This window comes from Mucilaginibacter rubeus (assembly GCF_003286415.2).
GTDB lineage: Bacteria > Bacteroidota > Bacteroidia > Sphingobacteriales > Sphingobacteriaceae > Mucilaginibacter > Mucilaginibacter rubeus_A.
Genome location: NZ_CP043450.1, coordinates 2,524,354 through 2,543,288, shown reverse-complemented (window position 1 = coordinate 2,543,288; position 18,935 = coordinate 2,524,354). Strand labels below are relative to the sequence as shown.

10 protein-coding genes are annotated in these 18,935 nt (G+C 42.9%); 9 read left to right on the top strand and 1 reads right to left on the bottom strand.

The features are described 5' to 3' along the window. The first annotated feature begins 273 nt into the window (after window positions 1-273). The 3 genes from DEO27_RS10435 to DEO27_RS10425 all read left to right on the top strand — a co-directional run bounded on the left by DEO27_RS10435 (window position 274) and on the right by DEO27_RS10425 (window position 6,842). A complete protein-coding gene (locus DEO27_RS10435) occupies window positions 274-3,261 on the top strand; it encodes a SusC/RagA family TonB-linked outer membrane protein (protein WP_112566763.1) in 2,988 nt (995 codons plus the stop codon). 12 nt (window positions 3,262-3,273) lie between these two features. Then, window positions 3,274-5,004, top strand: coding sequence for a RagB/SusD family nutrient uptake outer membrane protein (locus DEO27_RS10430; protein WP_112566766.1), 1,731 nt, complete (start codon window positions 3,274-3,276; stop codon window positions 5,002-5,004). 209 nt (window positions 5,005-5,213) lie between these two features. Then, complete coding sequence (locus DEO27_RS10425) at window positions 5,214-6,842, top strand: DUF6377 domain-containing protein (RefSeq protein ID WP_146749956.1); 1,629 nt, start codon at window positions 5,214-5,216, stop codon at window positions 6,840-6,842. 166 nt (window positions 6,843-7,008) lie between these two features. On the opposite strand, the gene DEO27_RS10420 is transcribed toward DEO27_RS10425, so the two are convergent. Next, on the bottom strand, window positions 7,009-7,455 hold the full coding sequence (locus DEO27_RS10420) for a DUF4231 domain-containing protein (protein WP_112566772.1): 447 nt from the start codon (window positions 7,453-7,455) through the stop codon (window positions 7,009-7,011). Window positions 7,456-8,351: 896 nt separating this feature from the next. Between DEO27_RS10420 and DEO27_RS10415 the strand changes: the two genes are divergently transcribed. The 6 genes from DEO27_RS10415 (at window position 8,352) to DEO27_RS10390 (ending at window position 18,857) form a co-directional block, all read left to right on the top strand. After that, a complete protein-coding gene (locus DEO27_RS10415; protein ID WP_112566775.1) occupies window positions 8,352-8,930 on the top strand; it encodes an RNA polymerase sigma factor in 579 nt (192 codons plus the stop codon). Between the two features lie 94 nt (window positions 8,931-9,024). Further along, complete coding sequence (locus DEO27_RS10410) at window positions 9,025-10,152, top strand: FecR family protein (RefSeq protein ID WP_112566778.1); 1,128 nt, start codon at window positions 9,025-9,027, stop codon at window positions 10,150-10,152. 203 nt (window positions 10,153-10,355) lie between these two features. Further along, window positions 10,356-13,637: a SusC/RagA family TonB-linked outer membrane protein gene (locus DEO27_RS10405; RefSeq protein ID WP_112566781.1), complete on the top strand. Its 3,282-nt coding sequence runs from the start codon at window positions 10,356-10,358 to the stop codon at window positions 13,635-13,637. A 15-nt stretch (window positions 13,638-13,652) separates the two neighbouring features. Next, window positions 13,653-15,221 carry a RagB/SusD family nutrient uptake outer membrane protein gene (locus DEO27_RS10400; protein WP_112566784.1) on the top strand — a complete coding sequence of 523 codons (1,569 nt, stop codon included), beginning with the start codon at window positions 13,653-13,655 and terminating at the stop codon, window positions 15,219-15,221. A gap of 63 nt (window positions 15,222-15,284) precedes the next feature. Continuing rightward, window positions 15,285-16,733 (top strand): alpha-L-fucosidase, encoded by a 1,449-nt coding sequence (locus DEO27_RS10395; RefSeq protein ID WP_112566787.1) that lies wholly within the window; start codon window positions 15,285-15,287, stop codon window positions 16,731-16,733. Between the two features lie 27 nt (window positions 16,734-16,760). Next, window positions 16,761-18,857 (top strand): glycoside hydrolase family 2 protein, encoded by a 2,097-nt coding sequence (locus DEO27_RS10390; protein ID WP_112566790.1) that lies wholly within the window; start codon window positions 16,761-16,763, stop codon window positions 18,855-18,857. The last annotated feature ends 78 nt before the right edge of the window (window positions 18,858-18,935 follow it).

The following is an 18,935-nucleotide window of genomic DNA, read 5'->3' as shown; positions in this document are numbered from 1 at the left end:
GCTTTATCACATTTGTAATCAGGCTATTGATTCAATAAAGCGTTGGATTTTTTATGGATAAGCCCGCCCGGGCTTGTGTCTGAATACCTATACGGCTTAATTGCACACCCGAAACCAATTAGCGATACCTACCAATTATCGCTTTAACACTACCGTGATGAAAAATATGATCAGGACCTATGCGCCACCTTAACTGGCTTTGCATTTCGCCGTGGCCGGGGCATGTATTTCCGAGCCTAATTAACCACTGAAACCAATTAATAATATCTTCTTATGTACAAAAAAATTCTACTCTGGCTGGGCGCTTCTGCGCTCTGTTGTATATTTTCCGTTGCCGCCCGGGCGCAAGAAAGAACAATATCGGGCACCGTAACGGATGCCACCGACGGATCGGCACTTCCTGGTGTAAGCGTTGTGGTAACAGGCGCGTCTGCGGGTACCACCACCAACACTAAAGGTATTTATACGCTTAAAGTGCCAGCATCTGCGAAAAGTATTTCCTTTTCATACATAGGTTATGCTACACTCGAAGTACCCCTGACTAACGAAACTGTGCTGAATGCGTCACTTTCTGTTGCGAGCAAGTCGCTGCAGGAGGTCGTTGTGGTAAGTGTTGGTTACGGTACGCTTGATAAGCGTGAAGTATCAAGTGCTATCACACACGTTTCTTCCAAAGATCTTTTACCGGTGGCTTCTAACAGTCCCTTAATGTCACTGCAAGGCAAGGTCGCAGGCCTCAGTATCACTAACACATCGGGGGCAGATCCTAATTCATCTCCTAACGTACAATTACGGGGTGTTTCTTCCCGAAACGCCGGTTTAGGGCCGCTCTACGTTATCAATGGTATACCAGGGGGAAATATCGATAATATCAACCAAAATGATATTGAAAGTATCGACGTGCTTAAAGGTGGCGCCGCCTCGGCTATTTACGGAACGCGAGGCAGTAACGGTGTTATAATCATCACCACAAAAAAAGGCTCATCGCAGGCGCGCACCTTTTACGAAGGCTATGCCAGTTTTGATTACCTTACCAACCGGTTGCAAAACCTTACTCCTGATGAGTTTATTGCCGATAGGGTAAAAAATAACCAGGGACAGGATTACGGCGCAAAAACCAACTGGATGGACGCAGTTACCAATTCGCCGGCTTTTGCTCAAAAACATACTGTTCAATTGTCGGGCGGCTCTGGTAAAACGAATTACTTTGCATCCGCCGATTACCGCAATGCCGATGGCATCGACTTGCGGGCGCATAAAAAGGAATATGGTGCACGCATCAATGTAAACCACATTTCCGACAATGGCCTTTTTGTAGCCACCTTGAATATCGCCCCAAGGTACATGAATACCAAAAACTCAGATCAGGGCAATTTTAACAATGCACTCACCTTAAACCCAACTTATCCTATTTACGATACTGCGGGAAGGTATAACTATATCAATACCGGCTTTTTCTCCAACAACCCGGTTGAGAATGCCAACGTGATCAAATCGGAAGCGCAAATCAAGGAGATGGACATCAATGGATCCCTAAAGTTGAACATCCTCAAAAATCTGAGCACTACGGTAACGGTATCCGAGATCAGCAGATCGGTCAGGAGCCTCAATTTTACCCCATCAACATTATCGTCAATTGTGCACGCGGGCAAAATAACGCAAACAAATTTCGCCTCGCAGCGACAGGAAGAAAATGACCAGAAAAATGTGGAGTGGACGGGGAATTACTCCCTTGATCTGGGTAAAAACCACTTTAAGGCGCTGGGTGGTTATTCATACACCTTGTATAATTATAACACTTTTTACGCCCAGAATTATGATTTTCCTTTCGATTCATATCTCTGGAATAATCTGGGATCCGGCTTATACAACGGAGGGGCTGCCGGGCAAGGTCAATCGGCTGTAAGCTCAACCCAGAATGGATCAACGCTCATTTCTTTTTTCGGCCGCCTGAACTACGATTTTAATAACCGGTATATCCTTACCGCCAGCTTACGCCGTGAAGGTTCGTCAAAGTTTGGGATAAAAAACAAGTGGGGAAATTTCCCTGCTGTTTCAGGCGCGTGGCGTGTTTCGGAAGAAAATTTCATGAAGGGTGCGCTGCCATGGATAAATGACCTAAAGCTGCGTGCGGACTACGGCGTTACAGGAAACCAGGACTTTGACAGCTATCTTTCCCTGCTATTGTACGGCGGTGCAGGCTATTTTCCATATAACGGCCAGGTTTACCAGGTTTACGGACCAACATCAAACGTAAACCCCGATCTGAGGTGGGAAAAATCTATAAACTTTAACGCGGGTTTGGATTTTTCAATTTTCGACAACCGAATTTCGGGTTCTCTCGATTATTACATTCGTAAAAACAAGGATTTATTGGGCTATTACAATGTGCCTTTGCCGCCAAACTCACAAACCCAAACCTTCGCCAACGTAGGTACCATGAAAAATTATGGATTGGAGCTGGCGCTTAATGGCGCTGTTGTCAGGCATAGCGATTTCAGCTATAATGTAACTCTCGCGCTGGCTTATAACCGGAATAAGTTCATTTCTTTCTCTAACGATGTTTATAAGGGAGCTCCTTTTGTTGAACTGGCTGGCTTACCGGCCCCAGGGTCGCCGGGCAATATTCAGCGGATTCAGGAAGGACGCAGCATTGGTGAGTTTTATACGCTGCGCTCGGCAGGGGTAAATAAAGACGGAGCGTTACAGGTATATAAGAAAGATGGCACCATCGTTCAGGCAAATCAAGCGTCTGCCGATGATAAACAGTTTGTAGGCAACGGTTTGCCAAAGTTTATCGGCTCTATGGGAAATACCTTCAGGTACAAACGGTTTGATCTGGGCATCTTTTTACGCGGCACCTTCGGCTATAAAATATTCAACACAACAGCATTTTACATTGGCACCCCATCAAGTCAGAGTGATGCCAACGTGTTAAAATCAGCGTATGACAGCAAGAGCAAATATTCTTTATTAACAAATCCGGCAACAACGGCGATAGCCTCCGACTATTTCCTGGAGAACGGTTCGTTCGTAAAAATAGATAACGTGGCCTTAGGGTATACCCAGCCCTTTAAAACCAAATACCTTAAATCAATACGTATCTACGCCACAGGCCGAAACCTGCACACTTTTACCAGCTTTACCGGCGGCGATCCCGACCTTGTACAGGTTAACGGGCTTACGCCTGGCGTAAACACTTCACTGAACTATTATCCGGCCACGCTTCAACTGATCCTTGGTCTGCAGGCAACCTTTTAAAATCTACAAAATATGAAAAAATATAAATTATATATCAGCGGCATTTTACTATCGGGCTTACTGACCGGCAGTTGTACCAAACTGGATGAACACGTATATGATAAAGTAGATGCGGCAGGTTTCCTAACCCGTCGAGACGATGTGATCCGGGATTTTCTGCGCCCTTTTGAGCATGCTTACTGGAGTATACAAGGTAATGATGTTTACGCCGCAGGCGAAGATTGTACTGACGAAATAGGGACCTACAACAGGCAGGGAGATTGGCAGGATGGTGGTTACTATCAACGGATGCACTATCACACCTGGACCATTACCGATAATTTCACAAGCGGCGCGTGGAATAACTTTTATCAGGGTATTGTTCTGGCAACCAACTCATTGACAGATATGGAGGGCATTAAAGATCCGTCAAAGTTAAACGTAACTGATGCCGAATTAACCGACTTTAAAGCCGAACTGCACACCTTGCGGGCCTGGTTTTATTTGCGGGCGTTTGATTTTTATCGGAATATAGAGATTGTTACCGATGTAAAAAATTCAACCAAGGGTAATCCGCAGTCTACCCCTCAGGAAACATTTGCTTACATCGAATCGGAGTTGAAAAATGCGATAAACGGATTACCAACCCGCTCACAACTTGGCGCCGCCGGTATAGGGCGATGGACAAAAGCCGGTTCGGCGGCATTACTGGCGCGCTTATATCTCAATGCCAAGGTTTATATAGGCCAGGAAAAGTATACGGAATGCGCGGCGGTTTGCCAGGATATTATCAACGGGAAATATGGTGCGTATCAGCTGGATACGAGATGGGATGCCCCTTTTGATTATACCAATACCACGCTTAATTCGGAGGTTATTTATGGCTTCCCCGGTTCACTTGCTCGTACACATTGGCAGTATGACGCTGGTATGTATTTCTGGGGGATGACTTATGATGCGGCTCCGCTTTATTGTGGATTTACCGATTTCGGTCAGTCAAACCCGCGTTATGCTTTGCAGCCGGGACGCGATGTAGACAGCCTTGAGTATACTTTCCAATTGGGTAAGCCCTTTGTAAAGTTTCAAAAATACCAGGACGACCTGCGGTTAAAGAAATATAAGAATTTGGGCAACAGTCAGCGTGAAGGTATGTTTTTGTACGGATACCTGCCGTATACCCATTCTGTAAACGGTGTTACCCGTACAGACACAGTAAAAGGGAACAAAGGTCCTTATCCGCTTTTCATCCGTGATCAGGTAGGGATGTTCCTGGGTGCAAAACCGGGCACTAAAATAGCCGACAAGGAGTCTGACATGAACCATGCTGATCACAACTCCGGGGTGTTCCTGGTTAAATATCCCATATACCCAACGCCGGATCCAAACCGGATTACATCAGCCTATGCGGAAATTCGCCTTTCGGAGATCTATTATACACTTGCTGAATGTCGTTACAGGGCAGGGGATAAAGCCGGTGCTGCCGGCCTACTGAACCAGGTCAGGAAACGTAACTTCCCCGACGGTTCATCAAGTCTTTACGAGCCAGGCGGCAGCCAGCTTTCCGACCAGGAGCTGCTTGACGAGTGGTGCAGGGAATTTATTGGCGAAAATCGCAGGCGCACGGACCTGATACGCTGGGGGGTATTCAGTACCGGAACCTGGTGGGATAAAAAACCTGATGGAGATAAGCATACGGAGATCTTTCCTATAGGGCGGGATATCATGAATGTTAATCCCCAACTAAAGCAAAACCCCGGTTATTAGTAAATTTCACAAAACAGTGGCCCGGTTGATTTTTTAAAAAGAGGCTGTTTGACGATTGTGAATGCTTCAAGAGCTGGCTTTATAATTTAACCTGTTTACCTAACCTTATAAGTTCCTGATTGTATTAAATTGAGCCGGAATGTTACATTCCGGCTTTGTCTGTACAAGGCATTGTAAATGAAACTCGTACTAAAAAACGTAAACCTGAAATGAAAATCTTTTATACGCTGTTATTATCTTTTTGGGCTGTGGCTGCATACGGATCAGATGGCAATGCCCGACTAATGGAGCTGCTGAAAAACACGCTGGCTAACAAAGATTATTTTGACCGCCAAAAGGAAAAAAGGGTACTCTCGCTCCAGCAGCAGGTAAAAGAATGTCAGCCGCAAGATTTGGAAAGAAAATATGGGCTATATAGCCGGCTATTTGAAGAATACAGGAGTTACCAGTACGATTCGGCCTATGTTTATACGCAAAAGCTAATCAAGCTAAGCCTGATCATGAAAGACGTACCGAAACAATATGACAGCAAGATCAAATTAGGAATCATACTGATCTCATCAGGAATGTTTAAAGAAACGTTGGATTGCCTTAATGAAGTTGACCCCAAAGCGCTAAACCGAAATTCGAAATTGTGTTATTACAGGCTTAAATGTTCTTATTATGTATATCTGGCCAATTACAATAATGATAAATATTACAGCAAGGGTTATCGTGAAATTGCGCAAAAATACCTGGATACTGCTATCTCGTTAACAGACCGCGATTCTTTCGAACAGTTGATGTATAAAGCCGAGTTGCCTGACACCGCCGGTCAGCAAACTCCTAACTATAGGTATTACGAATTATTGCTATACCACCATAAACTTTCAGCGCACCAAACAGCGATGATCGCATCTGCCTTGGGCGACTATAACCAGGGCGGGAAGCGTATGGAATTGTTATTGATAGCGGCAATCAACGACATCAGATCCTCTACAAAGGAAACCAACGCAATTTTTAAAGTAGGGTGTGAGCTATACAAAGGCAGGAGGGTAAAAGACGCTTATTTATTTATGCAGGAGGCGCTTAACAATGCAGAATTTTACGGTTCACGGCTCCATAAAATCGAAATATCCTCGGTATTGGCAGATATAGCTGCTAACAAGATACTGTTGGCCGAGAATGAGAAGAATAAATTTCTGGTTTATCTGCTCTCCAGTTTAACGGCCATAGTAGTCATCACTTCAATTTCATTTATAGTTTTTATTCAACTTAAACGCTTGCGCGTAAAAGAGCTTATCATAGCCGATAAAAATAAGCAGTTAGAAAAAAACAATTTGCGTTTAGCCGAAGATGCTCGTATCAAAGAGGTTTATATTGGTTACTTTTTTAATGTATACGCTGAATATATTGTTAAACTTGAAAAGCTAAAACGGAATGTCGAACGGAAAATAAAGACTGAAAAATATGGCGATATCCTGAAGCTTTTAGGTAACGTGGATATTAAAAAGGAACGGGATGAGCTTTTCCGCACTTTCGACCGCGTTTTTCTCCTGATGTTTCCTGATTTCATAACGCTGTTTAACGCGCTTTTGAAACCCGAGGATCAGATATGGCCGAAAGGGGATGAAGTGCTGAATCCGCATTTAAGGATATTCGCATTGCTTCGGCTTGGTATCAGTGATAATGAGACCATAGCCAAAATACTTGAATACACGGTGAGCACCATTTACACTTATAAGATACGTATCAAATCAAAAGCTATCGTCGGTCCAGACGAATTTATAAACCGGATTATGGGTATACAAGTGATCGACAATACATCAACTACTTCAACTGGTGCAGGCGCTCGTTAATGCTCGTAGTATTGTAATACTTTATTCAGGATATTTCCCGGCAGCTTTTAAAGCTTTCCAAACGATGTGCAGGTATGAGATCCTTGTTACCAGCTGTTGAGTGGGAAATAAAAATTTTCGTAGAGATTAGAAGGTTTGGGGCGATAATTATATGGGCGGCGGCTTCTTAGTTATTCTTTTTTTGCTGTGTTTTCTTGACCAAAAGACTCCAACTCGAATTCTCTTTAGATAATATGGTTTCTACTCTTTCTGCAAGTTCCTTTACCGTAGCAGTAGTTGAGTAAGGACCCGCCTTAGAAAGAAACAGAAATTTTTCCTGTTTTAAAGCCTCTGATGTATTCCGGTCTCTGATCCATTTTTCATTAAATTGAAATATGGTCTCTAATCCAGCTAAAAGTGCCAGCATTAAACTGAGAATACTGATTATATATTTTATACTATCATTTTCTTTCAGATATCCGGACATAACCGGAATAGTCAATGCTATTATGATCGTAGTTGTTTTTAATGAATAGAAGTATCTTTTATTCTTTCCGCTTTTACGGCTGAAATATTTTTGCTGCGGATCGAGGCGTAATTCCAGATATTCAGCATCAGTGATATGATCAGGCATGATATTTATGGCTTAAGGTTTAAGAATTGCAGGTATTTCTAACAATGCCGACTAACATGCTCCTTACCCTTGAGTAAATATAGTTATATGTCAGATTAATCCGAAAAGTTTAAAATATATAATTAATTATTTTTTGATTTTTATGATTAATAAACTCTTTCCCTGAAGTATATAGCAATGATCTCATGCTATATAAAATTATTTAAGCTGGTTTCAAATAACCTGTGTTTGACTGTCGTTGAATCGGTAGGGAAGGTAACAGTTTTAAATTTCCATGAAATGGTTCGACCCCAACAAGGTTTAGTCGCAGTGAACAAACACGGAAATTCGGTTGCGCGTTTTTTCTTGTGTCTTTTAACCACTGTCTGTCATTTAGAAAAAGTTAAATGATTTGCTCGTTTTAGCGGTACAGTATGAAAAAACGCCTGCTGAATTTAAGGAGTAGTTAAAAACGTCCTCAAACAACTACAGATAGCCATTCGCATCAAAGTTTTAATTTGCTGAAAACGTTGTGCTCTTCAGTTACGCAAACGTTTGTTTGAAGTTTGGGCCTCACGTTACCGGCAAACTCGAATATAGCTATGATAGCATGAAGTACTAAGCTTTACCGGTTGCCTTAATACTCCATAGTTGCAGGATTTTTGCGGCGTTAAACAAATAACAGACATTTTATGATATTTATTTACTCCAACCCGGCAGCAATCGACTTCCATTAATCAAACGTTTGCGTAGTGTTTGCACTGCTCCTCATGCTCAAAACAGGTGTCTGATAACCTAACTTCCAGTATTCTTAAAGATTTGTTTATGAATCCTTAAGGATTTGATCATGTTTAATTTTATGAAAACGCCTTTGGTTACCTGTTCCGGGGCGTGCCGTCTTTTGGGATACTGAAATAATGGAACATTACAGCAAATTAACTGATGAGAAATTGATACTGCTTTTAAAGGGGAGCGATCATAAAGCTTATGCCCAAATTTATGACCGCTATAAATTTATCCTTCATGCGCACGCAATTAATAAATTGCGCGACCGCGAAGAAGCCAGAGATATTATCCAGGAAGTTTTTACCTATTTGTGGGCTAAGCGTGAACAGATCGAGTTTACCGGAAGCTTGTCGGGCTATTTATATGGCGCTGTCAGGAACGCCATCCTGAATAAAATGTCCCGTAACCGGGTTCATGAAAAATATCATGACGCTATGAAAGCATTTGCATTACATGAACAGGTAGTAACTGACCATCGTGTTAGAGAAAACCTGCTACGGGAAAGTATTGAACGGGAAATTGCTATGCTTCCACCTAAAATGAAAGCGATATTTATAATGAGCAGAAAAGAGTATCTAAGCCACAGGGAAATTGCCTGGAAATTGGAGATATCAGAACAAACCGTAAGTAAACAAATTACCAATGCATTAAAAATTTTAAAAGTAAAATTGGGAATAGTTGTATACCTGTTGGTGTTCTTGCATTTATAAACCAAACAATAAAATATTTTTTTATTTCATCTACCTGTATAGCCCCCTGATCTTTCCTTACCATTAATTAAAGCATCAATAAGCCTTTAGTATAATGGAAGATAAAGAACTAAATGAATTATGGGAACGTTTCAGATCCGGCCAGGCTACTCCGGAAGATAAAGCGTTTTTAGAAAGCTGGTACTTAAAACATAATCAGCAGGCTCCATTTGAGGTAAATGACCATGAACGGGTGGAAGATGTTGACCAGGTTTGGGATAATATTAAAAAGAAACAATCTTCTAAATTCCAGAATGGAAGATATCGGTTAACCGCGGCGGCCATATTGCTGTTTGTATTTACAGGTACTTATTACCTGTTGCACCGAAACGAACAGGATGCAGCACCTCGTATTAGTAAAACTGATGTAAAACCGGGTAGAAACCAGGCCACGCTTACCCTGGCCAGTGGTAAAAAGCTAATATTAAATAATACACTTAGCGGACAGCTTGCCAATGAGGCGGGGGTTACTGTTAGTAAAAACGCTAAAGGTGAACTTATTTATACAACTCAGGCATCCGGCAACGCCAACCAGTCTGCCGGCCGGATCAATACCCTTGCTACTTCCAAAGGCGAACAATACCAGGTGATATTGCCTGATGGGTCACATGTATGGTTAAACGCGGCTTCTACGCTTAAATACCCGGTGGTGTTTACAGGTAAAGAACGGCTGGTGGAGCTGACGGGCGAAGCATATTTTGAGGTAGCGCACAATAAAGCAATGCCCTTTAAAGTAAAGACAAGGCTGCAGCAGGTAGAAGTGTTAGGGACTCATTTTAACATTAATGCTTATGCTGACGAAAAAACAACTGCCACTACTTTGCTTGAGGGATCCGTTAAGGTCACATCAGCGTTAACTAATCAAAAAAGGATCATTAAGCCGGGGGAGCAATCCACCATTAATGGTGATGCCATGAATGTTGAGGAGGTTGACATAGATGAGGCTGTAGCCTGGAAAAACGGCTATTTTCTTTTTAATGATGAAAACCTGGCAAGTATCATGAAAAAGGTATCCAGGTGGTACAATGTGGAAGTGGAGTACAAAGATGCCTCACTACAATCCCTGGTTTTTAGTGGTACGGTATCTAAATACCAAAATGTGTCGCAGGTTATTAAAACGCTGGAACTAACCAATGCAGTTCATTTTACAGTTTTAGATAACAGGATAACTGTATCCAATTAAATCAGCCGAAAATTTATAAAAACTCTGATTAATAAACTAAACCAACCCGAAATGAAACCCCATAAAAAATATCCGTAGTGGAACTGTCAAAACCGGTGATCGGGTAAAAAATACCAGGAGTGTTGGAAGCACTCCCGGTAATGTTATCTGATCAAACCGAACGAGTGTGTTGAATACCATTTCTAACTTAAACAGATACCCAAATGTATAAATTTTACATCGAGATTTTACGTTGGCCGAAGCGCCGCGTGCCCAAATTACTGTTGATGATGAAACTCACCATCCTTTTACTAACCGTTACCATGTTACAAGTAAGCGCCTCAACGTTTGGGCAAAAGCTTAACTTAACGCAGAAGAATGTAACGTTAAAGCAGGTTTTTAAAGCCATTAAGAAACAAACCGGCTATGATGTACTTTATCAGCCCGGCAGGCTTAATGCTTCAGTAAAGATCAATGCCAACTTTGTCAATACCCCTTTGGATGAAGTAATAAAGAACTGCATTGACGGCAAGGCCCTAAGCTATATTTTTTTTGAAAAAACAATTGTTATAAAGGCTGCCGAAAAACAGGCGGGCAATAACTCTACTACCGGTGCAGGCAGTGTGGAGGTTTCGATAATCACTGTTAAAGGCATCGTTATTGATTCAACCGGGCGACCTATACCCGGAGCAACAGTAAAGCTAAAGGACGGCAGCAAAGGAACAATGTCTGATGCTGATGGTAAATTTGAATTGAAAGATGTTCCATCTGCCGGGGTGCTGCTCGTTACATCAATAGGTTATCTTCAGCAGGAAATTGGGGTAAATAACCAAACAACGCTGCGTGTCGTATTAAAAGAGACTTCAAGAGAGTTGTCGCAGGTTGTTGTGATAGGTTACGGAAGCCAGAAAAAAAGCGACGTTACAGGGGCTATTATCTCGGTTTCTAAACAGCGGCTGGAAAATTTGCCGGTCACCAATATCCTGCAGTCAATTGAAGGCGCGGTCCCGGGTATCAATATAACATCCGGTTCATCGGCACCAGGTTCGGTAAGCTCAATTTATGTTCGTGGGCTGCATTCCATTACGGCCAGTAATTCTCCTTTGGTTGTGTTGGACGGAGTGCCTTATAATGGCTCCTATAATGATATCAATACCAATGATGTGGAGTCAGTCCAGGTGCTGAAAGATGCATCGGCTACAGCTATTTATGGTACAAGAGGATCAAACGGGGTAATTATCGTTACCACTAAAAAGGGCAAAACGGGTAAGCCATCGGTTCAGTACAACGCCTGGGCAGGCCCCGAATACATGTCGCACGAGGTGAAACCTATGGGCGGGGCCGAATATGTGCAAAAAAATCTTGATTATGATGAACAGGCTGGTAAAACAGCCGCTCCGGTACCAAACCTGTATGAGCAGGACAATTATAAAAATGGTAAGGAAACCGATTGGATAAAAGCGATATCACAGCAGGGTTTCATTCAAAATCATTCTTTAAACGTATCTGGCGGCACAGCTGATGTTAAGTATTATGTTTCGGGAGATTATACCAAAGAAAAAGGCATCCTGAAAGGATATCAGTTCAATCGCTTTAATGTTCGCGGAAACCTTGATGCTAAAATTACCGACTGGCTGAACGCCGGTACTAATATGTTTTTTAATAATAACAATTATGACGGCGGCAAAAGTAATTTATATATGGCTACCGTGATGAGCCCCTATGGCCAGGAATATAACGCACAGGGAGATTACCAGATCTACCCGATGTATCCGGACGCGCTCTATACCAACCCGTTATTAGGCCTTTACCAACCCACCGTTAGCAAAAACAGAACCTGGAACGGCAATTTTTATGCAGAAATTAAGCCTGCGTTTATTAAAGGATTTAAATACAGGCTAAATACTGGTTATGCTTATAACCCGGCCATGACAGGTGATTATACCGGCAGGAACACGGGCGACGCCATTGGTCACGCTACAATGACCAATGCCGAAAGTAACCATTGGCTTATAGAAAATATTGTGAACTACAGCCGTAGCTTTGGCAAACACAGCATTGATTTTACGGGGTTATACAGCTCACAAAAGGATTATACTTTGAGCAATGCCTTAAACGCTAATACCTTTATCAATGACCTTACCAACTTTTACAATTTAGGTTCGGCACAAATACAGCAAACCACTTCAAGTTATACGCAAAGTACCCTGCTGTCGCAGATGGCACGGATCAATTATTCTTACGCCGGGAAGTATCTGTTTACCGCTACCGCTCGTCGTGACGGTTTTTCGGGATTTAGCGCCGCCAATAAATATGGCACATTCCCATCGGTCGCGGTAGCCTGGAATTTAACCGAAGAATCGTTTATGAAAGGCGTATCAGCAATATCAGCACTGAAATTACGGGCTTCTTATGGTATTTCGGGTAACCAGGAGGTATCATCATACAATACCTTAACAACGCTGGCCTCAACGCAATACATCTATGGTAGTACTACAACTATAGGGTTAAACCCGAGTGCTATAGGTAACGGCAATTTAAAATGGGAGAGTACCAAAGGATTTAACTTTGGTATCGATTTTTCCATTTTAAAAGACCGGATCAGTGGTTCTGTTGATGCTTATGATACTAAAACGTACAATTTGCTATTGTCGCGTAAAATACCTTACATCACCGGTTATACCACTATTTTAGATAATATAGGCCGAACAGCTAACAAGGGGATCGAATTTTCCATCACCAGCCGCAATATTCAAAATAGCGACTTCAGCTGGGAAACTAATGTCAACTTCTCTGCCAACCGCAATAAACTGGTACAACTTTATGGTGATAATAAGGATGATATCACCAATAACCTGTTCCTGGGTAAACAGCTGCAGGCCGTATATGATTATAAGCTGATTGGTGTTTGGCAAAAAGGTGATGACTTTACTGTTGACCCAAGCGCCAAGCCCGGCGATCTGAAATTCGCCGATTTAAATGGCGACGGTAAGATCAACACCGCCGACAAAACCTACCTGGGTTCACGTTTGCCCAAATACATTGCCGGTATGACCAATACTTTCAGGTATAAAAGCTTTTCGCTAAGCGCGTTTGTACAAACGTTTCAGGGCGCGCTTAAACCTAATCCTATTTATGATTATCGGGATCAGGCCGGTCGTATCAATCTGCCGGCCGGGATAGGTTACTGGACCGCGGCCAATCAAAGTAACACCAGGCCATCGTTAAGTTATACCAACTCAAGGCAATACACGTACCCCGTTTCAGGTTCGTACACCCGCATTAAGGATGTTACTTTAAGCTACAGCTTTTCCAAAGAGGTACTGCGAGATTTAAAGATCTCTAACTTACAGGTTTATGCCAGCGGTCGAAATATCGCAACGTTCTCGAAATGGTTAGGCTGGGACCCCGAAACCGATTTTTATAACTATGCAGGCAACCAAAGCAGTTCATTTTACCCGCTGGTAGCCACCGTAGTGCTGGGTGTTAACATTACTTTACAATAATTAGAAATTAGAATCATGAAAAGTATTTATTCATTACTCTTTATAAGTCTGATAGCTGTACTCACATTTAATTCTTGTAAAAAGAGTTTTCTGGATGAGGATGTCAGAACACAGTTTACACCGTCCACCTTAAAAGATGCCCTGAGTTTTGAAGCCGCAGTTGCAGGTTTGCAAAAAACGGTCCGAGATCAGTATGAAGGTGATCAGGGAATTATAGCGCTGATGCAAACCGGTACCGATGTGGCCCGTAACGGGCAAACCACGGCGGCCATGGCGCCATATGAAACCTATTCGCAATTAAATTCGCAGGATGTTGCTGCCCTTGGTTTTTGGCGCTGGGGCTACCAGGTTATCAATGCCTCTAACGTAATAATACAAGCGGCTCAATCCGGCAATACAAGTTTAACACCGGCCCAGGTTAATGGTTATGTGGCCGAAGCCAGGTTTTTCAGGGCATATGCTTATAATTTTCTATCTACTTTGTTTGGCGGTGTGCCGCTTATTACGGTGCCCGTTACCGCACCTAAAACAGATTATGTGAGGACACCCTTAGATACGATCATAAATTTGCAGGTCAGCGACCTTACATTCGCTGCAACAAACCTACCCGATGCAGCGCATGTTGTCGCCGAAGGAAGAATAAATAGTGCTGCGGCCATGCAACTATTGGCGGTAACCTATTTAAGGGCCAACAAACCTGATCTTGCCGAAGCTCAGTTGAATAAGATCATAGCAGGCGGCCTGTATAAGTTAGTCAATAACCGGTATGGGATCAATTCCCTGAAACCTGGTGATGCTTTTTCTGATATGTTTATTTACGGCAATATGCGCCGGAGCCAGGGCAATACCGAAGCTATTTGGGTGATTGAAGAGGCTAATATACCGGGCGGATATAGTCCAACTGACCAGCACCGCAGGGTTTGGGTGCCGTTCTACGTAAACATACCAGGCATGATCGTAGCAGATTCATTAGGCGGGCGTGGAATAGGTAGGATAAGGCCGACCAACTGGTGGACATATAACCTGAACCTGAGCAACGATATGCGTAATTCCAGTTATAATATCAGGCGTAAATATTACTATAACGACCCCTCATCTGCCAATTATGGAAAACTGGCGGTAGTAACTTCCAATACTGATACCATTCAAAATATGTATGCGCACACCACCAAGTGGTACTCGTATACCAATGCCGACCCTTTTGGCACAATTACTTATAAAGACAGGATTTATATGCGTCTTGCTGAAACCTACCTTCTGTTGGCCGAAGCACAATTTAAGCAGGGTAATTTAACAGCGGCAGCCAGCAATATCAACATGCTTCGTACAAGGGCAAATGCCCCGCAGGTACAGACATCAGATATTAATATGGATTTTATTCTGGATGAGCGCGCCCGTGAGCTTATTGGCGAAGAAGATAGGCGCATTACTTTAATGCGAACCGGGACCCTGGTTGAGCGGGTGAAAAAATACAACCCAACCTCGGCCGGCTCGATCAAGGATATCAACATGCTGTTGCCCATTCCGCAATCAGAAATTGATGTGAATAAAGGCGCAGCCCTAACACAAAACCCCGGATATTAAAACTTACATAAGCTGCTGCATTTTGCGGCGGCTTATGTTGATGTATTACAAAGAGAACTAAGTATGATAAAAAAAGCGATCCTGGTTATAGCAATTGCATGGAACTGTGTAAATGCAGCCCATGTAAACGCACAGCAAACGGCAACTACGACACAAAAGCCTATTGCCCTGCAGCATGGCGCGCACCGCATTGGCCGCAGAACAGACGCCGACATGGAAAAATGGCGGGCTTACGGTTTAGGGCAATTTATACATTGGGGCTTGTATTCCATCCCCGCAGGTGAATGGAACGGTAAACAATATAGCGGCGCTGCCGAATGGTTAAAGTCATGGAAGGAAGTTTCTGCCACGGCCTATGATTCATTGATGTATCAATTTAACCCAACCAAATTCAATGCTGAATCATGGGCTGAAACAGCTAAGCAAATGGGGGTAAAGTACGTAACCATTACAACAAAACATCATGACGGCTTTTGTCTGTGGCCAAGTAAGTATACCAATTTTACTGTTGCTAACTCTCCATATAAAAAAGATATTATAGGGCCGCTGGTAAAGGCTTATGACAAGCGGGGTATCGATGTGATATTATACTTCTCTATTATGGACTGGCACAATCCCGACTGGCGGTATGATATTAAAACCCGGGAAGACAGCATAGCTTTTGACCGTTTTAAACAGTTTACCCGCAACCAGCTACTGGAACTGCTTACCCTGTATCCCACAGCCAAAGGTTTATGGTTTGATGGCACCTGGGATAAATCATGGGTGAAACAAGCCGCCTTTGCCGATTCGCTTGAAAAAGAGATGAGGGCAATGCGTCCTGGATTGATCATTGGCAGCCGTTTCAGGGCCGATGAATATGGTAAACGGCATTTTGACTCTAATGGAAATATGATGGGGGATTATGAGCAGGGCTGGGAGCGCAAAATACCGGAGAAGATAGCGGATGTACACGGAAACGACTGGGATTGTGTAATGACCGTGCCTGAAAACCAGTGGGGATATAGCAAGGTATGGAAAGGCCACATTAAAACTACTGATGAATTACTGGAGATGCTGGCCAAATGCGTTTCGCTCGACGGTAATTTCGTGCTCAACTTTGGGCCGAAGCCCGATGGTACTTTAAGAACAGAAGAGCTGGACCTTGCAAAGGGAATAGGTGAGTGGATGGGCATCAATAGTGAAGCTATTTACAACGGTGAATACGCCGGTCTTGTTAAACAGGATTGGGGGTATTACGTTAAAAAAACAGGTACTAATAAAATTTATATGCTGGTATTTAATGTGCCTGTTTCCGGCGCGTTAAATGTTGTATTGCCATCACGTACAGCTATTAGTAAGGTGTATGATCTTGGGAACCCCGGGCAAAATTATGCGCCTGAAGAAATCGGTACTTCAGCTTATTTCATTCACCTGAAGCAGCAAACATTCAAGCGACCTTTTGTAATTGTTTTAGAAACCGCAGATAACAGTAAAAACAGCGGTGCCCAGTATCAAAAGGCCAAAACATAGACTATACATTATATCAAGTTTACATTTATGCGTACTACAAACATCATCCTGTTTTTATTAATAAACCTGTGTTGGGGTTTAAAAGTGAATGCATTTCAAAATGCACAGGATGTTAACAGTTCAAACTCCCCCCGGCAGGTTATACCCTTTAACCAGGATTGGCAGTTTAAAAAGGCAACTTATAAAACCAACATTGCTATTGCAGGCAGCGACTGGGAAAGCGTCAACGTACCCCACACCTGGAATAACAAGGATATTCAGAAAGGGAAAAACTTTTATACCGGCGATGCATTTTACCGCAAAAACCTTGTAGCCCGGCCGGAATGGAAGGACAAACGGGTGTTCATTCGTTTTGAAGGTGTGGGAACTGTTGCCGACGTGTATATTAATAATAAACTGGTAGGTACGCATAAAGGCGCTTATTCAGCATTTTGTTTTGAGATCAGCAACTCGTTAAGATACGATACTACCAATACCGTTTTGGTCAAAGTAAATAACGAGGAGCGGCCGGATATCATCCCTATCAACAACAAACTGTTTGGTGTTTATGGTGGCATTTACCGCCCGGTAAGTCTTATTGTTACCAGTAAAATTAATGTAACCACTACAGATTACGCATCGCCCGGTATTTATATTAAACAGGATGTAAATAATAAAAAGGCGGCCATCTCGGTAACGGCTAAAATTGAGAATAAAGAAAGGCAGGTACAGCAAATTACTGTAAAAACCACCATCCGCGATAAAAGCGGCATCATCATTAAGCAGGTACAGCAACAGCAAAATGTACAGCCTCAGGGAATAAATGTCGTTAATCAGCAACTACAAGTAAATAATCCGCACTTGTGGAATGGCCGGAAAGATCCCTATCTGTATTCGCTTACTACCGCTGTTGTTAAAGATGGTAAAACAATAGATGAGGTGACACAACCCCTTGGTCTCCGCTATTTTTCGATAGTTCCGGGCAAAGGTTTTTACCTGAACGGGCAGCCGTACCGCTTGTATGGTGTTTGTCGTCACCAGGAATGGCAGGACTATGGAAGCGCCCTGAGCAATGCCCAGCATCAAAGCGATCTTGATATGATCTACGAAATTGGAGCCACCTCCATACGTTTTGCGCACTACCAGCAAGCCGAATATATTTATGCTAAATGCGACAGTATGGGTTTTGTGATATGGGCCGAAATCCCATTTGTAAACGCGGTTTCTACGCAGGAGGGGGATAATGCCAAACAGCAGTTAACCGAACTCATCAGGCAGAACTATAATCATCCGTCCATATATAACTGGGGTTTGCATAACGAGGTGTACTCAGGTTCGCCAGATGGTTTTGTGCCGGTTTTAACAAGAGAACTGAACGATATTGCCAAAACAGAAGATCCAGGCAGATTTACGGCCAGCGTAAGCGGTTACGGCGAAATAAACCGGCCCTCAAACCTGGCTGCTGATATACAAGGCATGAACCGGTATTATGGCTGGTACGAAGGGAAGATCCCCGATTTAGAAGATTGGGTTACCGGGCTGGAAAAAGATTATCCAAATTATAAAGTTGTACTTTCGGAGTACGGCACCGAGGCCAATGTTAATCAGCAGCAGGAAAATGTAGGCGATAGCGGTGATCCGTCGAGCCAGTTTTGGCCCGAAACATTTCAAACAAAATTTCACGAGGTACAATGGGGCATTATCGAAAAGCACCCGTACCTGGTAGCCTCATATGTGTGGAATATGTTTGATTTCTCGGTACCATCGGCCAATGGTGGCGGCGTACCAGCCCGTAATATGAAAGGTTTGGTTGCCTATGACCGTAAAATCAAAAAGGATGCGTTTTATTGGTATAAAGCAAATTGGAGCCAGGAGCCTGTACTCTACATCAGCGGCCGCAGAAATACGGACAGGGCAGAGGCGGTAACCACCGTGAAAGTATTTGCCAATACTTCAAACGTTACACTTTATCTCAACGGTAAAAAATTGGATGAGGCAGAAATGGGTACAACTAAATACGATTTTGTATTTAAAAACGTCAACCTGGTTAAGGGCGTAAATAAGCTCAGGGCCGAAGGGTATTTTAAGGGGAAATTGCAAAGTGATTCAATTCAAATAAAGTATAAATTCCCGGATCGCAAATAACAGCCAAAGAAATTTGTTTAGAAGTGCGCCCTGATCTGTTCTTCGGTAAGTGATTCGATCAGACCGATCAGGTCGTAC

What these genes read in the sequence shown, in the direction of transcription:
- DEO27_RS10410 (WP_112566778.1), top strand. Translation starts at nt 9,025, where the DNA reads ATGGAAGATAAAGAACTAAATGAATTATGGGAACGTTTCAGATCCGGC.
- DEO27_RS10400 (WP_112566784.1), top strand. Translation starts at nt 13,653, where the DNA reads ATGAAAAGTATTTATTCATTACTCTTTATAAGTCTGATAGCTGTACTC.
- DEO27_RS10390 (WP_112566790.1), top strand. Translation starts at nt 16,761, where the DNA reads ATGCGTACTACAAACATCATCCTGTTTTTATTAATAAACCTGTGTTGG.
- DEO27_RS10395 (WP_112566787.1), top strand. Translation starts at nt 15,285, where the DNA reads ATGATAAAAAAAGCGATCCTGGTTATAGCAATTGCATGGAACTGTGTA.
- DEO27_RS10415 (WP_112566775.1), top strand. Translation starts at nt 8,352, where the DNA reads ATGGAACATTACAGCAAATTAACTGATGAGAAATTGATACTGCTTTTA.
- DEO27_RS10405 (WP_112566781.1), top strand. Translation starts at nt 10,356, where the DNA reads ATGTATAAATTTTACATCGAGATTTTACGTTGGCCGAAGCGCCGCGTG.
- DEO27_RS10430 (WP_112566766.1), top strand. Translation starts at nt 3,274, where the DNA reads ATGAAAAAATATAAATTATATATCAGCGGCATTTTACTATCGGGCTTA.
- DEO27_RS10435 (WP_112566763.1), top strand. Translation starts at nt 274, where the DNA reads ATGTACAAAAAAATTCTACTCTGGCTGGGCGCTTCTGCGCTCTGTTGT.
- DEO27_RS10420 (WP_112566772.1), bottom strand. Translation starts at nt 7,455, where the DNA reads ATGCCTGATCATATCACTGATGCTGAATATCTGGAATTACGCCTCGAT.
- DEO27_RS10425 (WP_146749956.1), top strand. Translation starts at nt 5,214, where the DNA reads ATGAAAATCTTTTATACGCTGTTATTATCTTTTTGGGCTGTGGCTGCA.